Annotated in this window: 20 protein-coding genes and 1 pseudogene; 4 read left to right on the top strand and 17 right to left on the bottom strand. The window is 60.0% G+C overall.

The window, feature by feature from the left end; translation table 11 throughout:
- Position 1: 1 nt before the first annotated feature.
- The 8 genes from G5332_RS10890 to argS form a co-directional block, all read right to left on the bottom strand.
- Positions 2–1,111, bottom strand: coding sequence for an ABC transporter permease (locus G5332_RS10890; RefSeq protein ID WP_263085128.1), 1,110 nt, complete (start codon positions 1,109–1,111; stop codon positions 2–4).
- Positions 1,108–2,877 carry an ATP-binding cassette domain-containing protein gene (locus G5332_RS10885; protein ID WP_421249936.1) on the bottom strand — a complete coding sequence of 590 codons (1,770 nt, stop codon included), beginning with the start codon at positions 2,875–2,877 and terminating at the stop codon, positions 1,108–1,110. Before G5332_RS10885 ends, G5332_RS10890 begins: the two co-directional genes overlap by 4 nt.
- Complete coding sequence (gene hlyD, locus G5332_RS10880; RefSeq protein ID WP_421249937.1) at positions 2,874–3,842, bottom strand: secretion protein HlyD; 969 nt, start codon at positions 3,840–3,842, stop codon at positions 2,874–2,876. Before hlyD ends, G5332_RS10885 begins: the two co-directional genes overlap by 4 nt.
- A gap of 85 nt (positions 3,843–3,927) precedes the next feature.
- Positions 3,928–4,569 carry a TetR/AcrR family transcriptional regulator gene (locus G5332_RS10875; protein WP_421249938.1) on the bottom strand — a complete coding sequence of 214 codons (642 nt, stop codon included), beginning with the start codon at positions 4,567–4,569 and terminating at the stop codon, positions 3,928–3,930.
- Between the two features lie 273 nt (positions 4,570–4,842).
- Positions 4,843–6,171, bottom strand: coding sequence for an HslU--HslV peptidase ATPase subunit (gene hslU / locus G5332_RS10870; protein ID WP_149151899.1), 1,329 nt, complete (start codon positions 6,169–6,171; stop codon positions 4,843–4,845).
- A gap of 79 nt (positions 6,172–6,250) precedes the next feature.
- Positions 6,251–6,784: an ATP-dependent protease subunit HslV gene (gene hslV, locus G5332_RS10865; RefSeq protein ID WP_005340772.1), complete on the bottom strand. Its 534-nt coding sequence runs from the start codon at positions 6,782–6,784 to the stop codon at positions 6,251–6,253.
- A 187-nt stretch (positions 6,785–6,971) separates the two neighbouring features.
- Complete coding sequence (locus G5332_RS10860; RefSeq protein ID WP_421249939.1) at positions 6,972–7,817, bottom strand: SPOR domain-containing protein; 846 nt, start codon at positions 7,815–7,817, stop codon at positions 6,972–6,974.
- 3 nt (positions 7,818–7,820) lie between these two features.
- Complete coding sequence (gene argS, locus G5332_RS10855; RefSeq protein ID WP_139433474.1) at positions 7,821–9,566, bottom strand: arginine--tRNA ligase; 1,746 nt, start codon at positions 9,564–9,566, stop codon at positions 7,821–7,823.
- A gap of 310 nt (positions 9,567–9,876) precedes the next feature.
- On the opposite strand from argS, the gene G5332_RS10850 reads away from it, so the two are divergent.
- The 3 genes from G5332_RS10850 to G5332_RS10840 all read left to right on the top strand — a co-directional run bounded on the left by G5332_RS10850 (position 9,877) and on the right by G5332_RS10840 (position 11,842).
- A complete protein-coding gene (locus G5332_RS10850) occupies positions 9,877–10,443 on the top strand; it encodes an LON peptidase substrate-binding domain-containing protein (RefSeq protein ID WP_005356978.1) in 567 nt (188 codons plus the stop codon).
- A gap of 141 nt (positions 10,444–10,584) precedes the next feature.
- A complete protein-coding gene (locus G5332_RS10845) occupies positions 10,585–11,154 on the top strand; it encodes a sigma-70 family RNA polymerase sigma factor (RefSeq protein WP_005355542.1) in 570 nt (189 codons plus the stop codon).
- Positions 11,147–11,842, top strand: a complete 696-nt coding sequence (locus tag G5332_RS10840) for a ChrR family anti-sigma-E factor (RefSeq protein ID WP_374995740.1) — start codon at positions 11,147–11,149, stop codon at positions 11,840–11,842. The genes G5332_RS10845 and G5332_RS10840 overlap by 8 nt, the downstream gene beginning before the upstream one ends.
- 66 nt (positions 11,843–11,908) lie before the next feature.
- On the opposite strand, the gene bacA is transcribed toward G5332_RS10840, so the two are convergent.
- The 5 genes and pseudogenes from bacA to G5332_RS10815 form a co-directional block, all read right to left on the bottom strand.
- Positions 11,909–12,724, bottom strand: a complete 816-nt coding sequence (bacA, locus tag G5332_RS10835) for an undecaprenyl-diphosphate phosphatase (RefSeq protein ID WP_167571508.1) — start codon at positions 12,722–12,724, stop codon at positions 11,909–11,911.
- 115 nt (positions 12,725–12,839) lie between these two features.
- A pseudogene (locus G5332_RS10830) lies at positions 12,840–12,971 on the bottom strand (galactose-1-epimerase); the annotation flags it as partial.
- Positions 12,972–13,005: 34 nt separating this feature from the next.
- Complete coding sequence (locus G5332_RS10825) at positions 13,006–13,329, bottom strand: SemiSWEET transporter (RefSeq protein WP_421172454.1); 324 nt, start codon at positions 13,327–13,329, stop codon at positions 13,006–13,008.
- A gap of 262 nt (positions 13,330–13,591) precedes the next feature.
- Entirely contained in the window at positions 13,592–14,938 is a 1,347-nt protein-coding gene (locus tag G5332_RS10820) for an MFS transporter (RefSeq protein WP_227341614.1), read from the bottom strand.
- A 65-nt stretch (positions 14,939–15,003) separates the two neighbouring features.
- Positions 15,004–16,098, bottom strand: coding sequence for a cellulase family glycosylhydrolase (locus tag G5332_RS10815; protein ID WP_139408884.1), 1,095 nt, complete (start codon positions 16,096–16,098; stop codon positions 15,004–15,006).
- A gap of 291 nt (positions 16,099–16,389) precedes the next feature.
- Between G5332_RS10815 and G5332_RS10810 the strand changes: the two genes are divergently transcribed.
- A complete protein-coding gene (locus G5332_RS10810; RefSeq protein WP_216949955.1) occupies positions 16,390–17,430 on the top strand; it encodes a LacI family DNA-binding transcriptional regulator in 1,041 nt (346 codons plus the stop codon).
- Positions 17,431–17,735: 305 nt separating this feature from the next.
- Here the strand turns inward: G5332_RS10810 and G5332_RS10805 are convergent, their stop codons facing one another.
- The 4 genes from G5332_RS10805 to galE are packed head-to-tail and all read right to left on the bottom strand — an operon-like array spanning position 17,736 to position 21,984.
- Positions 17,736–18,707: a galactose-1-epimerase gene (locus tag G5332_RS10805; RefSeq protein ID WP_421249942.1), complete on the bottom strand. Its 972-nt coding sequence runs from the start codon at positions 18,705–18,707 to the stop codon at positions 17,736–17,738.
- The gene (gene galK / locus G5332_RS10800) at positions 18,704–19,855 is read right to left on the bottom strand and encodes a galactokinase (RefSeq protein ID WP_227341612.1); all 1,152 of its coding nucleotides are present in this window, start codon (positions 19,853–19,855) and stop codon (positions 18,704–18,706) included. Before galK ends, G5332_RS10805 begins: the two co-directional genes overlap by 4 nt.
- Positions 19,852–20,910, bottom strand: coding sequence for a UDP-glucose--hexose-1-phosphate uridylyltransferase (locus G5332_RS10795; protein ID WP_376897490.1), 1,059 nt, complete (start codon positions 20,908–20,910; stop codon positions 19,852–19,854). The genes galK and G5332_RS10795 overlap by 4 nt, the downstream gene beginning before the upstream one ends.
- Before the next feature lie 60 nt (positions 20,911–20,970).
- A complete protein-coding gene (gene galE / locus G5332_RS10790) occupies positions 20,971–21,984 on the bottom strand; it encodes a UDP-glucose 4-epimerase GalE (protein WP_376895400.1) in 1,014 nt (337 codons plus the stop codon).
- Positions 21,985–22,140: the final 156 nt, after the last annotated feature.

The following is a 22,140-nucleotide window of genomic DNA, read 5'->3' as shown; positions in this document are numbered from 1 at the left end:
GTTACTCCAGAGTGCGCCGCGTCTTGCGGGCGGTCAGGGCCAGCCAGAAACCGGCCAGCAGCAGCAGACAGAAACCGTTGACCAGCAGGATCGAAAAAACGCTGCCCGCCTGATAGAGGGTCTGCAAGGAGCTCGCGAAGTAGCGGGCCGGAATGAGGTGGGTGATGGCCCGAAGCCAAGGCGGCATGCTGGCGATCTCGAAGACGAAGCCCGACAGCATCACGGCGGGCAGAAAGGCGGCGATCAGCGCTGCCTGTGCGGCGTTGAACTGGCTGCGCATCACGGTGGAGAGAAACAGCCCGAGCCCGAGGGCGCTGCCGAGAAAGACGCTGGTGACCAGAAAGAGCAGCAGCAGGGAGCCGCGCCACGGCACGCCCATCACCGCCACCGAGAAGAGCAGGCAGAGCAGCATGGCGATGATGCCGAGGCCATAGTAGGGCAACAGCTTGGAGAGCAGCAGCTCCCCCTTGGTGACCGGGGTGGCGAGCAGCGCCTCCATGGTGCCGCGCTCCCACTCCCGCGCCACCACCAGCGAGGTGAGCAGGGCGCCGATGATGGTCATCACCACCGCAATGGAGCCCGGCACCAGAAAGTTGCGGCTCACCAGCGCCGGATTGAACCAGGCGCGGCTCTCTATCGACACCGGCATGGCGACCCCCTCGCCAGCGAGCCACCCCTGCCAAATCCCCTGCACATAGTTGGTGACAAAGTTGGCGGTGTTGGGCTCGGAGCCATCGGTCAGCAGCAGCGCCTGCGGCGTGCCATTGCCCTGACCAGCCATGGCGCGGGAGAAGCCGTCATCGATCACCAGCAGGCCGCGGATCTCGCCACGGGCCAGACTGGCGAGCAGGGACTCCTTGCTCAGGCCGCTGTGGATCTCCAGCGCGGTTGAGCCGCGCAGGGCCTGCTCCAGCCGCACCGCCGGGGCGCCGCTGTCGGTACGCCAGATGCCGAGGCGCAGGTGGTCCACATCCAGATTGATGGCGTAACCCATCACCACCAGCAGCACCACCGGCATGATGAAGGCGATGAGGATGCTGCTCGGGTCACGGACGATTTGCAGCGTCTCCTTGCGGCAGAGGGCCAGCAGTCGCCGACGGTTGATGCTCATGCGTCCTCCTCGCTGGCCCGCTCGACCAGGGTGATAAAGGCCTCTTCCATTGTTGGCAAAGAACAGGTCGGCAAGGAGCCGGTTGGCAGAGAAGTCGCCGCCTCTTTGGCAGCCAGCCCCTTGAGATCGTCCGGGGTGCCGAGGGCCAGCAGCTTGCCGCGATAGATGAGGGCGATGCGGTCGCAATACTCCGCCTCATCCATAAAGTGGGTGGTGACCAGCACGGTCACCCCGTGGTCGGCCAGCGCATTGATGTGAGACCAGAACTCGCGCCGGGTCACCGGATCGACCCCCGAGGTGGGTTCATCGAGAAAGAGCAGGGGCGGCTCGTGCAGCAGGGCGCAGGCCAGCGATAAGCGCTGGCGCAGACCGAGCGGCAGGGATTCCGCCTTCTGATCGAGCCAGGGGATGAGGGCAAAAGCGGTCACCATGGCGTCGATCCGCGTCTGCTGGTGGCGGCCGAACAGGCCGTAGATACCAGCGAAAAAGGAGAGGTTCTGGGCCACGGTGAGCTGCTTGTAGAGGGAGAACTTCTGTGCCATGTAGCCGAGGCGCTGGCGTGCCGCCGAGGGGCTGTGGGCCAGATCGATGCCGGTCACCAGCGCCTGCCCCTGGCTCGGGCGCAGCAGGCCGCACTCCATCTTGAAGGTGGTGGACTTGCCCGCCCCGTTGGGGCCGAGCAGGCCGAAGATCTCGCCGCGGCGCACCGCAAAGCTGACATCATCGGTGGCGGCAAAATCGCCGAAGCGCTTGGTGAGGTGGCGCGCCTCGATCACCGCCTCGGGGGAGACCCCTTGTGGCAGTTCGGCTTCCCGCATCCCGGCCGCCAGACTCGACTCCCCGCCGGGGCCGCCGCCGAGCAGGTCGATAAAGGCATCTTCCAGCCGGGGCTGGGCCGGTTGAAAGGCGCCGTTAGCCAGCTGCAGCTCCGCCAGCGGCGGGTGCGTCATGCCCGGATGCAGCAACAGGCGCACCCGCTCCCCCGCCACCGCGCCATCCATCACCGCGGGGTGAGCCAGTGCCCGGCGCAGCAGGGCACGTCGCTCGCGGCCATCCAGCTGCCCCGCCTCCAGCAGCCAGCAGCGGCTGGCCATGGCTCCCATCAGGTCGGCTGGCGTGCCGCTGGTGCGCACCTTGCCATCTGCCATCAGCAGCACGTGGTCGCACAGCTCCGCCTCGTCGAGATAGGCGGTACTCCAGAGCACCGTCATTCCCCCCTTGGCCAGCTCGCGCACCATCTGCCAGAGGGCGCGGCGGGAGATGGGATCGACCCCGACCCCGGGTTCGTCGAGCAGCAGCACATCCGGGGTGCCGAGCAGGGCGCAGGCCAGCCCGAGTTTCTGCTTCATTCCGCCAGAGAGCTTGCCCGCCGGTCGTGCGGTGAAGCGGGCAAGATCGGTGAAGGCGAGCAGCCGCGCGAAGGTGGGCGTGCGTTCGGGCTTCAGTACGCCGCGCAGGTCCGCGTAGAGGGTGAGGTTCTCCAGCACGCTGAGATCCTCGTAGAGGCCAAACTGCTGGGGCATGTAGCCGAGGCGCTGACGTAGCAGATCCCCCTCGCTCACCGGATCCAGCCCCAGCACCCGGATGGTGCCCGCTTCCGGGATCAGCAGACCGGCCAGCAGGCGCAGCAAAGTGCTCTTGCCGGCGCCGTCGGGGCCGACCAGCCCGGTGATGCCGCCAGCCGGAATGGTGGCCGAGATGGCGTTGAGGGCGACCCGCTCACCAAAGCGTTTGGTGAGCCCCTCAAGGGAGATGGCGCAGCTCATGGCGCCAGCCTGACGGTGACCGGCATTCCTTGGCGCAGGGCCGGGTCGGGATCCTGCACCACGATGCGCAGCCGGTAGACGAGGTGAGTGCGCAAGTCAGGCGTCTCCACCGATTTCGGGGTGAACTCGGCGGTCGGCGAGACAAAGCCCACCACCCCGTGATAGGGCTGATCAGGCCGCGAGTCGGTGGTGAGGGTCACTTTGGCGCCGCTCGGGAAGTGGCCGAGCCAGGGTTCCTCCACATAGGCGCGCACCCAGACTGGCGCGGTCAGGGAGAGGTTGAAGGCGGTCGCTCCGCTCTGCACCATGCTGCCGTTCTCGATGGCGCGACTGATGATGATGCCATCGCTGGGGGCGGTCAGGTTGGCATCAGCCAGCGCCAGTTCGGCACTGGCGAGCGCCGCTTTGGCCCCTTCCAGCTGGGCATCGGACTGGGCGATTTCCTCCGGGCGGTAGCCGGTTTCGAGCTGGGCGAGCTGTTCGCGTGCCGAGCGTACCTGCGCCTGAGTCTGATCCCGCTGGGAGCGGGCGGTATCGAGCTGACCGCGGGAGATGGCGCCGGTGGCGGCCAATGCGCTCTGGCGGCGCCACTGCTGGTCGGCTTCCAGTGCAGCGGCTTCGGCGGCGGCCAGTGCGGCCCGGGCGCGGTCGGTCTCTTCGCTGCGATAGCCTTTGTGGATCAAGGTGTTGGCGGCAGTGATCGCGGCCAGATTGGCGCGGGCGCTGTCGCGGCTGTGGGTGAGGGGAACCGGATCGAGGCGGGCCAGCAGTTGACCGGCTTTTACCCTATCCCCCTCATCGACCAGTATCTGATCGACGCGGCCGCCGACCCGAAAGGCCAGATTGACGTCGCGAATATCGACATTGCCGTAGAGGATGGAGCCGTCAGCCGGGCGCCCCTGCCACCAGAGGTAGCCACCGATAACGGTTAGCAGCAGGGCTGCGATGGCAATGCGTTGCTTCATAACGCTTCTCCTTGAGGATGGCGCTGTAACCAGAGGTAACCACTGGGAACCGCCAGCAGCAGAGCTACCATCGCGATGCGTTGTTTCATGCCGCTTCTCCTTCCTTCATGTCGGTGGGGCGCAGGCCGCGTAGGGCCCATACCAGCCGCTGTCTGGCGGCCTCGGGGCTGTCTATCTGGCTGAGAAAGGGGCCGGCCTGTTCGGGCAGCCAGCCGAGCTGACGACCGCTGCCTGCGATCACCAGCGGCAGGCCGACCGACCCCATGATGAAGATCATCAGCTGGAGCGGGTGACCCGCGACCAGCGACCCTTCCGCCTGTGCCATCCGCACCTGCTCGATCAGCAGCAGGGGATGACGGCGCGGCAGGCTGAGCAGAAAGCGCTGGGCCGCCCCTTCACCTGCGAGCGCATCGCCAAACAGGTGATTGATGAAGCCGCGCTGGCGCGCCACCAGCCCGATCAGCGCCTCCATGGTCGCCTCGAACATGGCGATGGCAGAGGGGTAGGAGCCTTTGGCTGCCACCGATTTGAGCTCGTCATAGAGGGGGGCGTACCAGAGCTCGACCAGCTCGTCTATAAAGGCGTCGCGGTTGCCGAAGTGGTAGACGAAAGAGCCAAGGTTCACCTCGGCCGCCGCCGCCAGCTCGCGCACCGTGAGGCCGCGCAGCCCCTTCTCGGTGGCGATGGCGAGGCCGGTATCGAGCAGTTTCTGCCGGGTTGGATTCATCTTTCAGGTTCCTGCTGCACAGATTTTGATCTGATTTATACGTATGTATAAATCAGCCACCGAGAATAGGAAAGATCTTTTTTTGAGCAGATTTCAGCGGGGATGAAAAAACGGCGGGCGTTGGCAAGGAGAGGTTTTAAAACGTCTTTTGATTGAATGGGTTGCCGCAGATAAGGGCTAGAATCCGGGCGACGGGGGCGGGATGAAATGGGTGCAGGGAAATAAAAACGCCTCCACAAGGGAGGCGTTTTTTATCGTGATGGCTGGGCGTGCTTACAGAATAAAGCGGCTCAGATCCTCGTCTTCAATCAGCTGGCCGAGGTGGGCGTTGACGTAGTCGGTATCGATGACAAAGGTCTCGCCGGACTTCTCGGAGGCGTCGTAGGAGATATCTTCCATCAGGCGCTCCATCACGGTGTGCAGACGACGGGCACCGATGTTCTCGGTACGCTCGTTGACCTGCCAGGCCGCTTCGGCCAGACGGCGGATGCCATCCTTGGTGAACTCGATATTGACCCCTTCGGTGGCCATCAGCGCCTTGTACTGATCGGTCAGTGAGGCGTTCGGTTCGGTCAGGATGCGCTCGAAGTCATCTGTGGTCAGGGCTGTCAGCTCGACCCGGATCGGCAGACGGCCCTGCAGCTCGGGGATGAGGTCGGACGGCTTGGCGATCTGGAAGGCGCCGGAGGCGACAAACAGGATGTGGTCGGTCTTGACCATGCCGTGCTTGGTGTTGACGGTGCAGCCCTCGACCAGCGGCAGCAGGTCGCGCTGTACCCCTTCACGGGAGACATCGGGGCCTGAGCTCTCGCCGCGCTTGCAGATCTTGTCGATCTCGTCGAGGAAGACGATGCCGTTGTTCTCGACCGCAGCAATGGCTTTCTGCTTCAGCTCTTCCGGATTGACCAGGCGGGCCGCTTCCTCTTCGATCAGCGCCTTCATGGCCTCTTTGACCTTGATCTTGCGCTTCTTCTTCTGGTTCTGGCCCAGATTCTGGAACAGCCCCTGCAGCTGGTTGGCCATCTCTTCCATGCCCGGCGGGGTCATGATTTCGACGCCCATCGGGGAGGCGGAGAGTTCCAGCTCGATCTCCTTGTCATCCAGCTGACCTTCCCGCAGTTTCTTGCGGAAGATCTGGCGGGTGTTGGAGTTGTCGGCTTTCTCTTCTTCACCCCAGGTGTTGCGCGGGTTGGGCAGCAGGGCGTCGAGGATGCGCTCTTCGGCGGCTTCCTCGGCGCGGTATTTCATCTTCTCCATCTCGGTTTCGCGCACCAACTTGATGGCGGCATCGGTCAGATCGCGGATGATGCTGTCCACTTCCTTGCCGACATAGCCCACTTCGGTGAACTTGGTCGCTTCCACCTTGATGAAGGGGGCGTTGGCCAGCTTGGCCAGACGACGGGCAATCTCGGTCTTGCCGACACCGGTCGGGCCGATCATCAGGATGTTTTTCGGGGTCACTTCATGGCGCATCTCTTCGTTGAGCTGCATCCGGCGCCAGCGGTTGCGCAGGGCAACGGCAACGGCGCGCTTGGCATCGGCCTGACCAATGATGTGACGATCCAGCTCGTGGACGATTTCTCTCGGGGTCATCTCGGACATGATGGTGTTCCTGTATCCGGGGCGGGCAGTGCCCACCCCTTGGGAAATTGGGTTTGGCTGGTGGCCTTATTTGGCGGCCTTATTTCGCCGAATAGTCCAGCACTTCGATGGTGTGGTTGCCGTTGGTGAAGACGCAGATGTCGCCCGCAATCTTGAGGGACTTCTCGACAATGGTCCTGGCATCCAGCTCGGTGTTTTCCAGCAGCGCGATGGCGGCGGACTGGGCGAAGTTGCCGCCGCTGCCGATGGCGATGAGATCGTGCTCTGGCTGCACCACGTCACCGTTGCCGGTGATGATGAAGGATTTGTGTTCGTCGGCCACGGCCAGCAGCGCTTCGAGGCGGCGCAGGGCGCGATCGGTGCGCCAATCTTTGGCCAGCGCCACGGCGGCGCGCTCCAGATTACCCTGATGGGCCTGCAGTTTTGCTTCGAAACGCTCGAGCAGGGTGAAGGCGTCGGCAGTACCGCCAGCAAAACCTGCCAGCACCTTGCCGTTATAGAGACGATGAACCTTGCGGGCGTTGCCCTTCATGACGGTGTTGCCAAGAGAGACCTGGCCATCGCCACCGATGACGACCTGACCGTTGCGGCGAACTGAAACTATGGTAGTCACTTTACTTACCTCGCTTGAGCCGAATAACGGCCTGACTGTGCATGGCAAGAAAGATGGGGATGGCAAACGGGCTTTTCAACCCTGCCTTTGGTCGGGATAAACGGGGTAGCAAACAGGGTGGGTGCGAGTGGCACCAAAAGAACAGGGCCGGGTGTTGCCACCCGGCCTTGCGTCATCGGTATGCGGATTACCCTTTCTTGGGAATGCAGCCGCTGATGCCGGAGCTCTGCAGCTTGCCGTTGGCCGCGTCGGCGGCCGCCTTGCCGTTGAAGGGGCCCACCATCACCTTGTAGACGGTGCCGTTGGCCGTGTTGACCACCTGCAGGCTGGAAGAGAGACCGGCGGTGAAGGCGATACGTGCCTTGAGCGACTCTGCGGAATCCTGCGAGCGCAGAGCCGCGCACTGCATCATATAGCGACTGCTGTCGGCGGCTGCGGTCTGGGCTGGTGGGGTAGCCGCTTTGGCCTTGGCTGCTTCGGCCCGCTCCCGCTCCAGCTCGGCACGGATCTCCCGCTCCATCCGTTCCCGTTCAGCCTTGCGGTCGATCACCTGCTCTTGCGCACTGGCAACCGGTGCACCCGAGGTGGAAGGGGTGGTCGCCGGATTGGGCTGATAGGGCTTGGGCTGGCCGATGGGCGTTCCCGGTTGGGGAATGTCGGTCGGCACCGGCTGCGGCAGTTTTTCCGGCTGCAGGGTCAGAGTATCGGCGGGGGGCGGTGGCAGCACGCCCGGTTGGGGCGGTGGCTCGATAACATCGACCTGCTTGTTCTCAAGCCGTTCGATGTAGCTCCACTTCTCCTGTGGCAACCCGTTGTTCTGTGGTTTTGGCTTGTTGGCCTTTACCTGCTCTTCGATGGTGGGGGCGTCGCTGCCCTTGCCATTGATCATGTAAAGGAAGCCACCAAAGCCTGCCAGCAGTGCCACGACCAGCAGCACTGGAATAACAGGAAAGCGGCGAGGGGCCGCTTTCTTGGTATTGCGGCCACCCGCCCGACGTCGCGGGCGGCTGCCGACATAATCCCGGGTTGCCATCTATTACATGCGCTCCAGGGTATGGATGCCCAGTACGCCGAGGCCCAGTTTCAGTACCTTGGCGGTGGCGGCGCACAGCAGCAGACGGCTCTGACGGGTTGCTTCGTCCACGCCATCCTTGTTGATCGGGCAGGCTTCATAGAAGGTCATGAAGTTGCCTGACAACTCGTACAGGTAGGTACAGAGCAGGTGCGGCATGCCTTTGTCGGCCACGCCGTTGACTGCGTCGGAGAACTGGATCAGCTTCTGGGCCAGCACCTCTTCGGCCTCTTCGTTCAGGGTCACGTTGCCGGTCAGCGTTTCGGCATCGATGTTGGCCTTGCGGAAGATGGACTGGATACGGGTGTAGGCGTACTGCAGGTAAGGGGCAGTGTTGCCTTCAAACGACAGCATCAGATCCCAGTCGAAGATGTAGTCGGTAGTACGGTTCTTGGAGAGATCCGCATACTTCACCGCGCCCATGGCGATGGCGTTGACCACGTTGGCCTTCTCTTCGGCAGAGAGGTCGCTGTTGCGGCTCTCCAGCAGGGCTGCGGCGCGCTCTTCGGCCTCGTTCAGCAGGTCAACCAGCTTGACGGTACCACCGGAGCGGGTCTTGTAGGGACGACCATCCTTGCCCAGCATCATGCCGAAGGCGTGGTGCTCGAGGGGGACGGATTCCGGCACATAACCCGCCTTGCGGGTGATGGTCCAGGCCTGCATCAGGTGCTGGTGCTGACGGGAGTCGATGAAGTACATGACACGGTCGGCGCCCAGGGTCTCGTAACGGTATTTGGCACAGGCGATGTCGGTGGTGGTGTAGAGGAAACCGCCATCGCTCTTCTGGATGATGACGCCCATGGCCTCGCCATCCTTGTTCTTGAACTCGTCCAGGAAGACAACGGTGGCGCCTTCGCTCTCGACCGCCAGCCCCTTGGCTTTCAGGTCGGCCACGATCTCCGGCAGCATGTCGTTGTACATGGACTCGCCCATGATGTCCTTGTTGGTCAGGGAGACATTCAGGCGGTCGTAGTTGATCTGGTTCTGTTCCATGGTCATGTCGACCAGCTTCTTCCACATGGTACGGCAGTACTCGTCGCCGCCCTGCAGCTTGACCACGTAGTTACGGGCGCGCTCGGCGAAGGCTTCGTCTTCGTCGTAGCAACGCTTGGCCTGGGTGTAGAAGGCTTCCAGATCCTTGAGTGCCATGTCGCTGGCGTGCTCGTTGGACATCTTCTCCAGATAGGCGATCAGCATGCCGAACTGGGTACCCCAGTCACCGATGTGGTTGGCACGGATCACTTTGTGGCCGAGGAATTCCAGCGCGCGCGCAGCCACGTCACCGAGTACGGTGGAGCGGATGTGGTGCACCGCCATCTCTTTGGCTACGTTGGGGGCGGAGTAGTCCACCACCACGGTTTGTGGCGTGGGCAACCGTACGTTGGCGTTGGCAGAGGTCACCATGGCCTCGACCTGACCGGCCAGCCAGCGCTGGTCGAAGAAGAAGTTGATGAAGCCGGGGCCGGCGATCTCGACCTTGGCGATCAGGTCGGAGGCGGGCAGGTGCTCGATGATGGCCGCTGCCAGCTCACGGGGATTCTTGCGGGCCGGTTTGGCCAGCAGCATGGCCAGGTTGGTAGCCAGGTCGCCGTGAGCTTTTTCCTTGCATCGGTCTACTTGCACGCGGGCTTCCAGGTCCGCCGGCAGGACGCCTGCTGACTTGAGATTGGCTACCGTTTGTTCAAGTAGATGATGAATATGCTCTTTCATAACTGACCACCAAGGTTGCGCGTCGAAAAATGACTGATATATAAGGGCGTGAATTTTACCCGCATCGGCTCGAGAAAACTATAGGGATGACCCGCCGCTCGCTGTCGGGCGGATATTTCACTGCGTTTGGCGCCATATTCCAGAATATTGGGCGGAAATTACGGTGCTTATCCATTTCTACTGCATATCGAAGCGGCTTGTCCAGGCTATTTTCCCCTGATTGTTAAGGGTTTTTCCTTTCCGCTGACGGGAATGATCTCCTCCCTCTGGCCCGGCGTATCAACAGAGGTTCCCAACCGAGGAGTTTGCGATGCGACTGGCGCTGTTTCCCCTATCTGCCCACCTGCTGCCCGGCGGCGTCATGCCGCTGCGGATCTTCGAACCGAGATACCAGCGGATGATCGCCGAGGCGGGGGAGTCCGGCTTTGCCCTCTGCATGGTGGACCCTCGCCAGCCCGACGCCCTGCGCAACATGCTGCCCATCGCCACCCGGGTCACCATCATCGATTTCGACCGGCTGCCGGACGGCATGCTGGGGATCACGGTGCAGGGGATGGAGCGGGTGCAGATAGAGGATCTGTGGCAGGAGCCCGATGGCCTGCGTATCGGCGAGGTGACGCCGCTGACGGCCTGGCCGCCCCGCCGGCTCCATCCTGATCAGCAGCCGCTGGTCGAGGCGCTGCGGGAGGTGTTTGCCGACTATCCCGACTACGCCGCCCTCTATCCCGCCCCCCGCTGGGATGATGGCAACTGGGTGGCCCAGCGCTGGCTGGAGGTGCTGCCGATCCCCCCCGAGCAGAAGCAGCTGCTGCTGGCCGCCGCCGACAATCAGCCCGCCATCGCCCTGCTCAAGGGGGTACTGGTGGCCAGCCACTGATTTTTTCCTGACCCGCTGATCCGCCACTGCCGCAGCGCCGTACAAGTCATCACCACAGCATGTTCGACAGCACACCAAAGGGATGGCGCAATGGCATATACTGGCCAACCACACTCGACCATACGCAGGACCTCGCCCGTGATGGATAACCCGGATGGCGACCTCAAATCTCTGCTGATAAGGGTGGCAGAGCAGGCCGACAAGGCTGCTTTTGCCCGCCTGTTCCAACACTTTGCGCCGCGCATTCGCAGCTACGGCCTGCGCCACCTCGGCAGCGAAGCCAACGCTATGGAGCTGGTGCAGGAGACCATGCTGCTGGTATGGCAAAAGGCGCGTCTCTACCACCCCGAGAAGGGGGCGCCGACCACCTGGATCTACACTGTGATGCGCAACCAGTGCTTCGACATGCTGCGCCGTCGTCGCGCCAGCAAGGAGGATCTCTGTGCCGAGGAGCTGTGGCCCGTGCTGGAGTTTCAGGCCGAAGAGGAGCATCTGAGCGGGGGGGAGGATGCGGTGCTGACCCGTCAGATGGCCCACTATCTGGGCACCCTGCCGGAGCCGCAACAGCAGGTGGTGCGTGGCATCTATCTGCAGGAGTTCTCCCAGCAGGAGCTGGCGGAGCGACTCGGCGTGCCGCTCGGTACCATCAAGTCCCGCCTCCGGCTGGCGTTACAGAAACTGAAAGAGCAAGTGGAGCAAGGCCATGATTAAAGCCCATCCGACCGACCCTATGCTGCGCGCCTTCGCCGCCGACGAGCTCCCTCTGCCGCTGGCGGTGGGACTCTCCGCCCACTGTGAACTCTGCCCCGATTGTGCTGCCCGACTGAAGACATTCGAAGAGGAGCTGGCGCAGCAATATCTTGCTTCGCCAGCAGAGCCCGAGGTGGACTCCCGCGATGAAGTGGGACTGGACGCCGGATTCGACGCCATGCTGGCGGATATTCTGGCCCAGCCGCCGGCAGAGCCCCTGTCCGAGCCAACATATGACCAGCCCCGAGCACAGCCCGGCGAGCTGGAGGTAGCCGGTCACGCCTACCGTTTGCCACGGGTGCTGGCCCGCTACCGTTCGCCCAAGTGGCGCCATATCGGGGCCATTCGTCAGCAGAGTCTGCCGCTGGACGAGATGGGGGCGCGCGCCAGTTTGCTCCATATCGAAGCGGGCGGCCGCATCCCCGAGCACACCCATCAGGGTTATGAGCTGACCCTGCTGCTGGCTGGCAATATTCAGGATGGCGATACCCTTTACAAGGCGGGGGATTTCATCTGGCGTGATGCCAGCCACTCACACAGTCCGCATACGCCCGATGGCTGCCTCTGCTACACGGTGCAGGATGCGCCGGTGCAGTTCACCAAGGGGCTGTCACGGCTGCTGAATGGCATCAGCCAGCACCTTTACTAAGCACTATGACGCCATAGAAAAAGGGACCAGATTGGTCCCTTTTGTCATTTCATTGCTGGTTGCCGGTCAGGCAACAAACACCAGATAGACGGCGAATGCCACGATAAAGCGGTAGATGGCGAACGGGATAAAGTCGATGCGGCGGATCAATGTCAGGAAGGTCTTGATCGCAAACATCGCTACCACGAAGGCGGTGATAAAGCCCACTGCAAACATCGGGAAGTCGGCCATCGAGAGGAAATCGCGGCTCTTGTAGAGATCAAGCCCGCTGGCCGCAACCATCATGGGCACTGCCATGATGAAGGAGAACTCGGCGGCAGCGTGACGGCTAATCCCCATCAGCATGCCACCACTGATGGTGGCGCCGGAGCGGGAGAAGCCGGGCCACAAGGCCAGACACTGGAACAGACCGATACCGAATGCCTGCTTGTAACTGATGTCATCCAGGGTTTCGGCTGTGACGGCCGGGCGGAACTTCTCGGCGATGATAAGCAGGATGCCCCCCGCGACCAGCGCGTACATGACGGTCTGCGGACCAAACAGGTTGGCCTTGATCCAGCTGTGGATGGCCAGACCGACCACGATGGCGGGCAGCATGCCGAGGATGACGTGGATCAGCGACAGGGTGGCATGATCCTGAGAGGGCTTCTGGCCGAAGTGGATGCCAATCAGGCCAAACAGGCGGCGCCAGAAGACGGCGACCACGGCGAGGATGGAGCCAAGCTGGATCACCACTTCGAAGGTAGCGGCCTTGGGCCCTTCAAAGCCCAGCAGATGGCCGACGATAATCATGTGGCCGGTGGAGGAGACGGGGAGGAACTCGGTCAGCCCCTCGACGACGCCCAGAATAAAGGCGACCAGCAGGCTATAAGTGTCAGTCATCGAACAAACAATCCTTAACTTCGTTGATGTAAAAACGCCCCAGGAAGGTCTCGGGGCGGCTTATCTTGCTCGATAGTGACTGCCGAGGCTATGTAAAAATCATGAAACCTTTAAGTCAGTCGCGGATAAAGCGGTAGCGGGTCTGGTGGTGATAACGCCCGCCCGGCAGCAGCCAGGGGTTGCCCAGCTCGGGCCGATTGGGGCTGTCCGGCAGCTGTTGCGTCTCAAGACAGAAGCCGTCGTGATCCCCGAGTGCCAGCCCCAGGTTGTATGAATACTCATCAGTTCCTTTCGTTACGCAGCTTGAGCATCAGGACGGCGCAGGCCAGAGCGAGAGTGATGCTGTTTGCTATGGTGATGGGCATGTCGTTAGTGCGCAGGCCGTAGATCAACCATAGAAGTACGCCACAGCTGAAGACCAGATACATATTGGTTGAGATGGCCCTGGTTTCTTGGGTCTTTATTATGTGTATAACTTGCAAGGCAAAAGATCCTGTGGTCAGAAAGGCTGCACAGAGACCGAGGTTGGCGGTGTCGAGCCAGAAAACCAGAACGCAGAGAGCGATTGGCACAATAACGATATTGTGCCAGAAATAAACCGACAAATTTGAACTCCTCAAAGACCAATGGAGGCAATGGATATTTATTATCGTGTAATATACTTCAGCAAAAGTTTACCCAGTGGCTTTCGATGATTCATGTAACTTATGTTGATTGCTTTTCCTATGCGCAATGCAACGAAAAAATAATTTATCAATCATTGTAGTTTTCATGTTCTTGAATGGAATTTGCCAGTCAAGTTGAATGGATAGAGGCGCTCAATTCGACTGGCGTATATTTTATGGTAAAGCATTCATTGTTTTTATGTTAAAGAGACGAAATGGAACGCCATTTATTTAGAGCATGACGTACTTTGGCGTGCTTATCTTCGGTGAAATTGTAGCGGGTCATGATCATCACCCGTAATATGCTACCCAATATCGGCACAAGTGATATACAGATAAATAGTCCGTCCATCGTAGCCTGAGTCTGTGCCGCATTCGGTTGATAGCCAAGCCAGATCAGCAGGGTACCGGAAATACCACCTGCGATGGCCCAAGCTAGTTTGCCGGTAAAGGTCTGCCCCGAGAATGCGATGGCAGCGCAACGGCGGCCAGACTTTAGTTCTGCATATTCGATGGTCTCACTCAACATGGCCGAGATAAGCGGATTGGTGATGACGTTGGCCGCATGGATCAAGGCGAGGAAGCCGAACACCATTATCAGATTGTCGTAGCCTGTCGTATAGAAACCGATGCGTAATGCAATCTCCAGCAGAGTGAGTAGCAGGAAGAGATCACGTTTCCTGAGCTTGCTGGTCAATATCGGCATCAGCATACAGGCCATAGAGGTTGCCACACCGATAGAGCCCATCACCGAGAGCAGCCCGGCATCACCCATGTTGTAGGTGAAGAAGAAAATGTAGAGCCCGGTGGCCAGATTAAAGAACACGTTACAGAAGAAGGCGCCAAGTACATACGCCAACGGTTTGTTGGAACGCAGGACGCGGAAAGAGTCCCTAATGGTGATCTTGTCATTCGGATTGGGCTTGATGCGCTCTTTCATCTGGCTTGCTCCGAGCACCATCAGCGGCAGGGCGATCAGCATCAGGCAGATGGCACCTTCCATGTAGCCCTTGGTGCTGCTGGTTGCAGCAAACAGTTCGGTGAGCTTCGGGAATATGATGGAAGCACTGCCAATGCCGATATTGACGCCCAACATGGCGACGGTTACGGCCTTGGCTCGCTCCTGTGGCTCTTGGCTCATGACCGATGACATGGTCCAGAAAGGTACATCAGACAAGGTGTATATCATCCCCCACGCGATATAGGTGACTGCTGCATAAGCTACCTTGGTGGTCATGGGTAAATCCATGCCAATGAAGCTGAGAGAGGTGATCCCGGCAATCAAGAAGGGAACGAAAAGCATATATGGCGTGAATTTGCCACGTTTGAAATTAAGAGTGTCCATATAACCAGCGATAATAGGATCGTTGATGGCATCCCATACTCTGGCAATGAGGAAAATAGCCCCAGCTGCAGCGGGCGATATTCCAAGGATATCGGTGTAAAAATAGAGGATAAATGATCCCACCAGGCCGAAACTGAGGCATTGCCCGACGGCATAGCTGAAATATCCCACCAGCTCTCTATTGTGTATCTTTTGATCTGTCATCTGCCAACCTTTCCCAACATGAATGTGTTGTGAGGGGCGCCACTAGGGTGGCGTCCTCTTTTGCGTTATGAACGGGTCAATGTGCGGAGCAGTTCTATTTCACTGGCAGAGTAGGGGGTACCATCCTCCTCCAGCAGGTCGTGAAACCAGACCCTGCGGAAATCGGGGTCGATATTGCGAACGAAAGGCCATGGCAGGTGAGTTTGCGTCTTCCCTTTTACCAGACCCCATTGATAGGCACCTATTTTTAACTCTTTGAAGAGTGGCAGTTGTTGTTCCATCACGCTGCCGACATGCCTGGCCAGCCACTCTGTGCAGAGGAGCGGGCGGCGATATTTGCTGACCACATCCAGAGAGATTTTCAGCCCCTCCATACGCTGATAGGAGTGGAAAGTGATGACATCCGATAGCTCCATAGCGCGCAGGTCGGTCGGATGAGTAAAGGTGTTTTCCGGAGTAAATTCCGAATCCCCCTGACCGATGCTGTAGGGTGCATGCCACGCGCCGACGGTGAGTGGCTGGGAGGGGTTCTCTTCTCGGGCCCAGACAAAAGCCAACTCCATCAGATAGTGGGCATATGTCTCCAGCGACTCATCGAAACGCACCTCGACATCGCCTTCCGAAAAGATGCCCCGGTTGGTCGGCTCATTGTACAGATCCCAGATAAAGATCCGCTCATCCTGTGCAAATGTACGTATCAGGTCGCGAATATAGTGTTCCACTTCGCGCCATTGGGTCGGGTCAATGACGACATTCCGACCGGGACTGGCCGCCGCCTGGCTATTGTGTACATCTTCCCGAGGTGGTTGCTGGCGGCCCAGATAGGGGTGATCGCCGGAGAAGCCACAGTCATCCATCAAGGTCATCATCACGCGGATATTGTGCTTGCTACACAGGCCAAGGAACTGCTCAATGCGCGCGAGCAGGCCATCCCGATCATGCTGCCAGACGATAAAGGGCAGATTGGTTCGCAGGGTGTTGTAGCCCAGTTTGTTGGCCCAACCCAGTTCCTGGTCAATGGTGACTGGGTCGAAGGTTTCTCCCTGCCACATTTCGGTCCAGTTGACCGCTGTGCGGGGGAGATAGTTGAAGCCCAATAGCCAAGGTTGTTTGTTCCACCATTGCCAAGCTCGTTCTGTTGACCACTGTTGTATCGCCATCGGATATCCTTGCAACTAATTATTTAAACTTATAGCAATTAATATTAGCTAATATCTTTAGTTGCAAATCATGAAGGATAGAATTCAGGGATTAGTCACAAAATGAACAAATTTAGGGGGTTAACAGGCATGACTGGCGAGCCATCTGTACTCGGGACGATAACCGAAACCCCTCTATCGTCCTTGCGGGCTGTTGTGCTGCTTGCTCATGTCCGTAATCATGAGTCATGATAAAAGATAAATAATTAATATTATTATCTGGGCGGTACTGCTCAAACTATGGCCATATCAATGAATAGTAAACGCATCACCATGAGCGCCATCGCTGCAGCTGCAGGTGTTTCCCAATCAACGGTTTCACTGGTGCTCAATGGTTCAACCACCATCAAACTGGCGGAGGAAACGCGGCGTAGAGTGCTTGAAAAAGCGGCCGAACTGGGTTACCAGCATAAGCGAGCTGAACATCTACCCAAGGGACCATCTGCTAGAAAAATAGCTTTTGTTTTCAATGGCCTGACTCCATATGACCCTTTTCTGGATGCGATCAATGCTTGCAATGAACGCGCTTGGGAGGCAGATCGCATGCTGGTTACATTCGATTATCGCAACAGCGCGGAGCTCACCAAGTTGATCGAGCAGGAGATCAATCAGGGGGATTATCTGGGGATGATTTTTGCCTCTTCCATGACACGACAACTTGCCGAGATGGAGCTCTCCCCACAGGTGCCTACCGTTTTGCTCAACTGCTACCTGGAGGGCAGTGGCTCGTCCGAAAGTTATTCCATCCTGCCTGCCGATAAGCTGGCGGGTTACAAGGTGACGGCGCACCTGTTGGAGCAAGGCTGCAAACGAGTGGCTCTTATTCAGGGGGAGCCATGGATGGAGGCAAATAGTCTGCGGCTGGAGGGGTATCGTCAGGCGTTGATCAACCACGATTTGATACCGGATCCACAATGGGTGCGCGTGGGCAACTGGTCGCTACATGAGGCTTATGAACAGACTCGGCAACTGCTGGCGCTGCCTCAGCCGCCTGATGGTATCTTCTGTTGCAGTGATTACATGGCTCAGGGTTGTTACCAGGCGATAGCCGAGGCGGGATTGCGCATCCCGGAAGACATTCTGGTGGCGGGCCATGATAACCAGATGCTGGCCTGCGAAATGGAGCCCCCTTTGAGTTCTATCGAACTACCTTACGACGAGATGGGTAAACTGGCGGTGGACACCTTGTTGCAACTGGCCCAAGGAGAGAAGCCCATCGCTTTACTGATGAAGCTGGAAGGGGAGTTGCTGATCCGTGCCTCGACCAAGGGTCAGCCAGTTAACAAAATTTGATCCTCTCTCGATGACCTGTTGCGTAGTGGTTCCTTATGCCACAGGGCGTGCCGATATGTTCCCGTCATGTCTGCCAAGTTGTGTGGTTGGCGGTAAGAATGTAAAGCACATAATGGGTACTCAATGACTTTACCCGACACGAGCAGGTCAACGTCACTCTGAAAGCCATACCCCCATCAGCACTGCACGCGGTGGCTGATATCGTAATGATGCCAAGCCGTAGCATGCTTCTTTCTTGGTTGTGTTGAATAAGCCGGGCGGGAGAGATGCGACAAAGGGGCGCCTTGACGCGCCCCTTCAGTGGGTCAAGCCATAACCGGAATGAGCCGATAACGGGTTATGTGCTGATAGCGTTCTCCTGGCTCCAACCATGGGTTACCTAATTCTGGACGGTTCGGACTATCTGGCACTTGCTGTGCTTCCAGGCAGAGCCCCTGATAGTTGCCCCAATGTCCCCCCCCGCGTTTTGGGGTGCCAGCCAACCAGTTGCCGGTGTAGAGCTGGACGCCTGGCTGATTGGTGTACATCTCCATACACAGGCTGCCATCCCCTGCCATCAGGGTGGCTTGTGGTGAGGGCGAGGCATCAACAAACAAGAAACAGTGGTCGAATCCCAGACATTTTTTTTGCTGCGCATGGGCCATCCACTGTTCTCCGACCCGCTTGCCATGGCGTAGATCGAATACTCCTTCGACCGGCGCAATACCAAGCGGCAGCGAGTGTTCATCGGTTGGCAGATAGCGGTCTGCATTAATGATGATGTGGTGATCACGCACATCACCACCATCCAGGTTGAAATAGGCATGGCTGGTGAGATTGACCGGGGTCGGAGCATCTGTGGTGGCGCTCAGCTCGATCACCAGATCGGTCTGCTCCAGCCGGTATTCTACGGTGACGTCCAGATTACCAGGGAAACCCTGTTCGCCATCGGCCAGCCGAGTTTGCAGACGGATGCGATCTTCCGCCAGCCCGTCCAGTTGCCACTCCCGGTTGTGCAGAGAGTCACTGCCCCCGTGCAGGCAGGTGGTGCCCTCGTTGGCGTCTAGTTGCCACTCTTGCCCTGCTCGCTCTAGGCGGGCGTTGCCGATGCGATTGGCAAAGCGTCCTACTATCGCCCCTAAATAAGAGCGTTGATTGGGGTAATCCAGCGGATCACAAGCCAGCAGCACATTGCGATAGGTGCCATTGATCGGGATCTCGAGGGCGGTGAGCGTAGCCCCGAAATCGAGCACGCTCAACCGCAGGCCGGCTGCATTCTGCAGATGGAACTCTTTCATGCGATGCCCCCTGCACCGGCGCTGGCGCGGCAGACGTAGCAGTTAGCCTTGAGGCCGAAGCGGGTCGGATACTCCGCCTCGACGGCGGCAATCACCTCGGCCACCTTCTCCGGGCGCAGCAGGGCGACCACGCAGCCGCCGAAGCCGCCGCCAGTCATCCGCACGCCGCCATCTGTGCCGATTTTAGCCTTGATGATCTCCACCAGACCGTCGATGGCGGGCACTGTGATTTCAAAGTCATCGCGCATGGCTGCGTGTGATTCGGCCATCAGCTCGCCGAGGCGGGTCAGATCGTGGCTCGCCAGTGCATCGGCCGCCGCCAGGGTGCGGGCGTTTTCACCGACGATGTGGCGGGCACGGCGATAGCAGGCCTCATCCAGCCCGGCCTTGCCCGCTTCCAGTCCGGCCAGATCGAGATCGCGCAGCGCCTTGACCCCGTAGTGACGGGCGGCCTCTTCGCACTGCTGGCGACGGGTGTTGTATTCGCTGTCCACCAGACCGCGGCGCACATTGGAGTTGACGATCAGCACCGCCAGATCCGCAGGCATGGGGATGAGGCGAGTCTCCAGCGAGCGGCAGTCGAGCAGCAGGGCATGATCCGTTTTGCCGCTGGCGGAGATCATCTGATCCATGATGCCGCAGTTGCAGCCGACGAACTTGTTCTCCGCCTGCTGGCCGTTGAGGGCGATCTCCGCCTGGCTGATGTCGAGCCCCAGCGCCTCCTTGAAGGCCTGACCGATGGCCACTTCCAGTGAGGCGGAGGAGGAGAGTCCCGCCCCCTGCGGCACGTTACCGGAGACCACCAGATCGAGGCCGCGCAGGGCATAGCCGCGCTCCTGCAGATACTTCACCACGCCACGGATGTAGTCGCTCCAGCGCTGGCTGGGGTGGTGCTCGATGGGCTGGTCGAGGTCGAACTGGTCGCGCTGGTTGTCGTAGTCGGCGGCGATCACCTGCACTTGTCGGTCATCGCGCAGGCCGATGGCGACGCATGTCTCGTAGTCGATGGCGCAGGGCAGCACGAAGCCGTCGTTGTAGTCGGTATGTTCACCGATGAGGTTGACGCGGCCGGGGGCGCGCACCAGCAGATCGGGCGCTTTGGCAAATTGCTCGGCAAAAACGGTGCTGACGCGTTGGCTCGGGGTCATAGGGCCTCCTCATTGGTTTGATTGGTCTGGTTGTAGTGAATGGGGCTCAGGGCACGCAGCCGCTCGGCGGCCTGCTCGGGGGTAAGGTCACGCTGGGTTTCGGCCAGCATCTCGAAGCCGACCATGAATTTGCGCACGGTAGCGGAGCGCAGCAGGGGCGGATAGAAGTGGGCATGCAGTTGCCACGCCTCGGGGCAATCCGATTTGGGCGGTGCAAAGTGCCAGCCCATGGAGTAGGGGAAGCTGCACTCGAACAGGTTGTCGTAGCGGCTGGTGAGCTCCTTGAGCGCCACCGCCAGATCCTGTTGCTGGGCCTGGGTCATATTGAGCATGGAGGGGACGTGCGCCTTGGGCAGCAGCAGGGTTTCGAACGGCCAGGCGGCCCAGAAGGGAACCACGGCGAGCCAGTGCTCGGTCTCCACCACGATGCGCGAGCGATCCGCCAGCTCCCGCTCCACATACTCCAGCAGCATGGGGCGGCCATGCTCGGCCAGCCAGTCACGCTGGTGCTGCTCTTCGCGGGCAATCTCGTTGGGCAGGAAGTCGCTGCCCCAGATCTGGCCGTGGGGGTGCGGGTTGGAGCAGCCCATGACGGCCCCTTTGTTTTCAAAGACCTGCACCCATTCCCATTGGGCCGACAGCTCGGCGACCTGATCCATCCAGGTGGTGATCACCCCCTCGATGGCGGGCAGCGGCAGCTCGGGCAGGGTCTTGCCGTGATCCGGCGAGAAGCAGATGACCCGGCTGGTGCCGCGGGCGGCCTCCAGTTTCAGCAGGGGATCGCTGGCGCTATCGGCGGCCGGGGTATCCTGCATCAGGGCGGCGAAGTCGTTGGTAAAAACGAAGGTGCCCTTGTAGTCGGGGTTGGTGTCGCCGGTGACCCGGGTGTTGCCGGCGCAGAGGAAGCAGTCGGGATCATGTGCCTGTTTGGGGGCCTGACTCACCTTCTCCACCTGTCCCTGCCAGGGGCGTTTGGCCCGGTGGGGGGAGACCAGCACATATTGGCCGGTCAGCGGGTTGAAGCGGCGATGGGGATGATCGACGGGGTTGAACATCATCTCTCCTGAATAAGGTATTGAAAAATAGGGTCGTCTATTAACAGGGAGCAGGCAGGCCTACTCCTCGTAACCGTTCGGATTGGCGGATTGCCAGCGCCAGCTGTCGGCGCACATGGCGTCGATGTTGCGGGTCGCCCGCCAGCCCAGCTCGCGCTGCGCCTTGGCCGGATCGGCCCAGCAGGCGGCGATGTCGCCAGGGCGGCGCGGTTCGATGCGAAATGGCAGCGGCTTGCCACAGGCGACAGAGAAAGCGGCGACCAACTGCAACACGCTCTGGCCCTGACCGGTGCCCAGGTTGTAGGTGTGCACGCCACCCTTGCCGGCGCAGTGTTGCAGTGCCTTGACGTGCCCCTCGGCGAGATCCATCACGTGGATGTAGTCGCGCACGCCGGTGCCATCCACAGTTGGGTAATCGTTTCCAAAAACCGACAGGCAGTCGCGACGGCCGATGGCCACCTGGGTGATATAGGGCATCAGGTTGTTGGGGATACCTTGCGGGTCTTCACCCATGGTGCCCGATTCGTGGGCGCCGACCGGATTGAAGTAGCGCAGCAGGGTCATGCTCCAGTGGGGCTCGGCCAGCTGCAGATCTTCGAGGATCTCCTCGATGATCAGTTTGGATCGCCCGTAAGGGTTGGTGGCGCTGCGAGGGAAATCCTCGCGGATCGGCAGGCTGGCGGGATCGCCATAGACGGTGGCCGAGGAGCTGAACACCAGATTGTGCACATTGGCCCGCTTCATCGCCTGCAGCAGGGTGAGGGTGCCGCCGAGGTTGTTCTCGTAGTAATCCAGTGGAATGCGGGTCGACTCACCGACCGCTTTGAGGGCGGCAAAGTGGATCACAGCATCGATATGCTGCTCGGCGAAGATCCTGTCCAGCAGGGCTGCATCGCGAATATCCCCTTGATAGAACAGGGGTTGCTGGCCGCTGATGGCGGCGATTCGCGCCAGCACGCTGCGCTTGCTGTTACCGAGGTTGTCGACCACCACGGGATTCATGCCTGCCGCTTGCAGGGCCAGACAGGTGTGGCTGCCGATATATCCGCAACCGCCGGTGACCAGAACGTTCATCTTGCTCTCCACTGAAAAAGTGTCTGGAAGCAGTCTAGCCGAGGGTGTGGCGATCAAACTGTGAGCTTGCTTGCAAAATAGTGTAAACGATTACACTGTTTTTGTGATCATCCTGACGGCAGATATGCGTTTCACCCCTGTTTTCAAAGGGTTTGC

The sequence above is a fragment of the Aeromonas sp. 603757 genome (genome assembly GCF_049171255.1).
GTDB lineage: Bacteria > Pseudomonadota > Gammaproteobacteria > Enterobacterales > Aeromonadaceae > Aeromonas > Aeromonas veronii_A.
The sequence above is the reverse complement of the archived record's forward strand: the minus strand, read 5'-3'. Positions and strand labels throughout refer to the sequence as shown.

Bases quoted from the DNA above. Each gene is read 5' to 3' on its own strand.
- G5332_RS10890 (WP_263085128.1), bottom strand. From the start codon at position 1,111: ATGAGCATCAACCGTCGGCGACTGCTGGCCCTCTGCCGCAAGGAGACG.
- G5332_RS10885 (WP_421249936.1), bottom strand. From the start codon at position 2,877: ATGAGCTGCGCCATCTCCCTTGAGGGGCTCACCAAACGCTTTGGTGAG.
- hlyD (WP_421249937.1), bottom strand. From the start codon at position 3,842: ATGAAGCAACGCATTGCCATCGCAGCCCTGCTGCTAACCGTTATCGGT.
- G5332_RS10875 (WP_421249938.1), bottom strand. From the start codon at position 4,569: ATGAATCCAACCCGGCAGAAACTGCTCGATACCGGCCTCGCCATCGCC.
- hslU (WP_149151899.1), bottom strand. From the start codon at position 6,171: ATGTCCGAGATGACCCCGAGAGAAATCGTCCACGAGCTGGATCGTCAC.
- G5332_RS10860 (WP_421249939.1), bottom strand. From the start codon at position 7,817: ATGGCAACCCGGGATTATGTCGGCAGCCGCCCGCGACGTCGGGCGGGT.
- argS (WP_139433474.1), bottom strand. From the start codon at position 9,566: ATGAAAGAGCATATTCATCATCTACTTGAACAAACGGTAGCCAATCTC.
- G5332_RS10850 (WP_005356978.1), top strand. From the start codon at position 9,877: ATGCGACTGGCGCTGTTTCCCCTATCTGCCCACCTGCTGCCCGGCGGC.
- G5332_RS10845 (WP_005355542.1), top strand. From the start codon at position 10,585: ATGGATAACCCGGATGGCGACCTCAAATCTCTGCTGATAAGGGTGGCA.
- G5332_RS10840 (WP_374995740.1), top strand. From the start codon at position 11,147: ATGATTAAAGCCCATCCGACCGACCCTATGCTGCGCGCCTTCGCCGCC.
- bacA (WP_167571508.1), bottom strand. From the start codon at position 12,724: ATGACTGACACTTATAGCCTGCTGGTCGCCTTTATTCTGGGCGTCGTC.
- G5332_RS10820 (WP_227341614.1), bottom strand. From the start codon at position 14,938: ATGACAGATCAAAAGATACACAATAGAGAGCTGGTGGGATATTTCAGC.
- G5332_RS10815 (WP_139408884.1), bottom strand. From the start codon at position 16,098: ATGGCGATACAACAGTGGTCAACAGAACGAGCTTGGCAATGGTGGAAC.
- G5332_RS10810 (WP_216949955.1), top strand. From the start codon at position 16,390: ATGAATAGTAAACGCATCACCATGAGCGCCATCGCTGCAGCTGCAGGT.
- G5332_RS10805 (WP_421249942.1), bottom strand. From the start codon at position 18,707: ATGAAAGAGTTCCATCTGCAGAATGCAGCCGGCCTGCGGTTGAGCGTG.
- galK (WP_227341612.1), bottom strand. From the start codon at position 19,855: ATGACCCCGAGCCAACGCGTCAGCACCGTTTTTGCCGAGCAATTTGCC.
- G5332_RS10795 (WP_376897490.1), bottom strand. From the start codon at position 20,910: ATGTTCAACCCCGTCGATCATCCCCATCGCCGCTTCAACCCGCTGACC.
- galE (WP_376895400.1), bottom strand. From the start codon at position 21,984: ATGAACGTTCTGGTCACCGGCGGTTGCGGATATATCGGCAGCCACACC.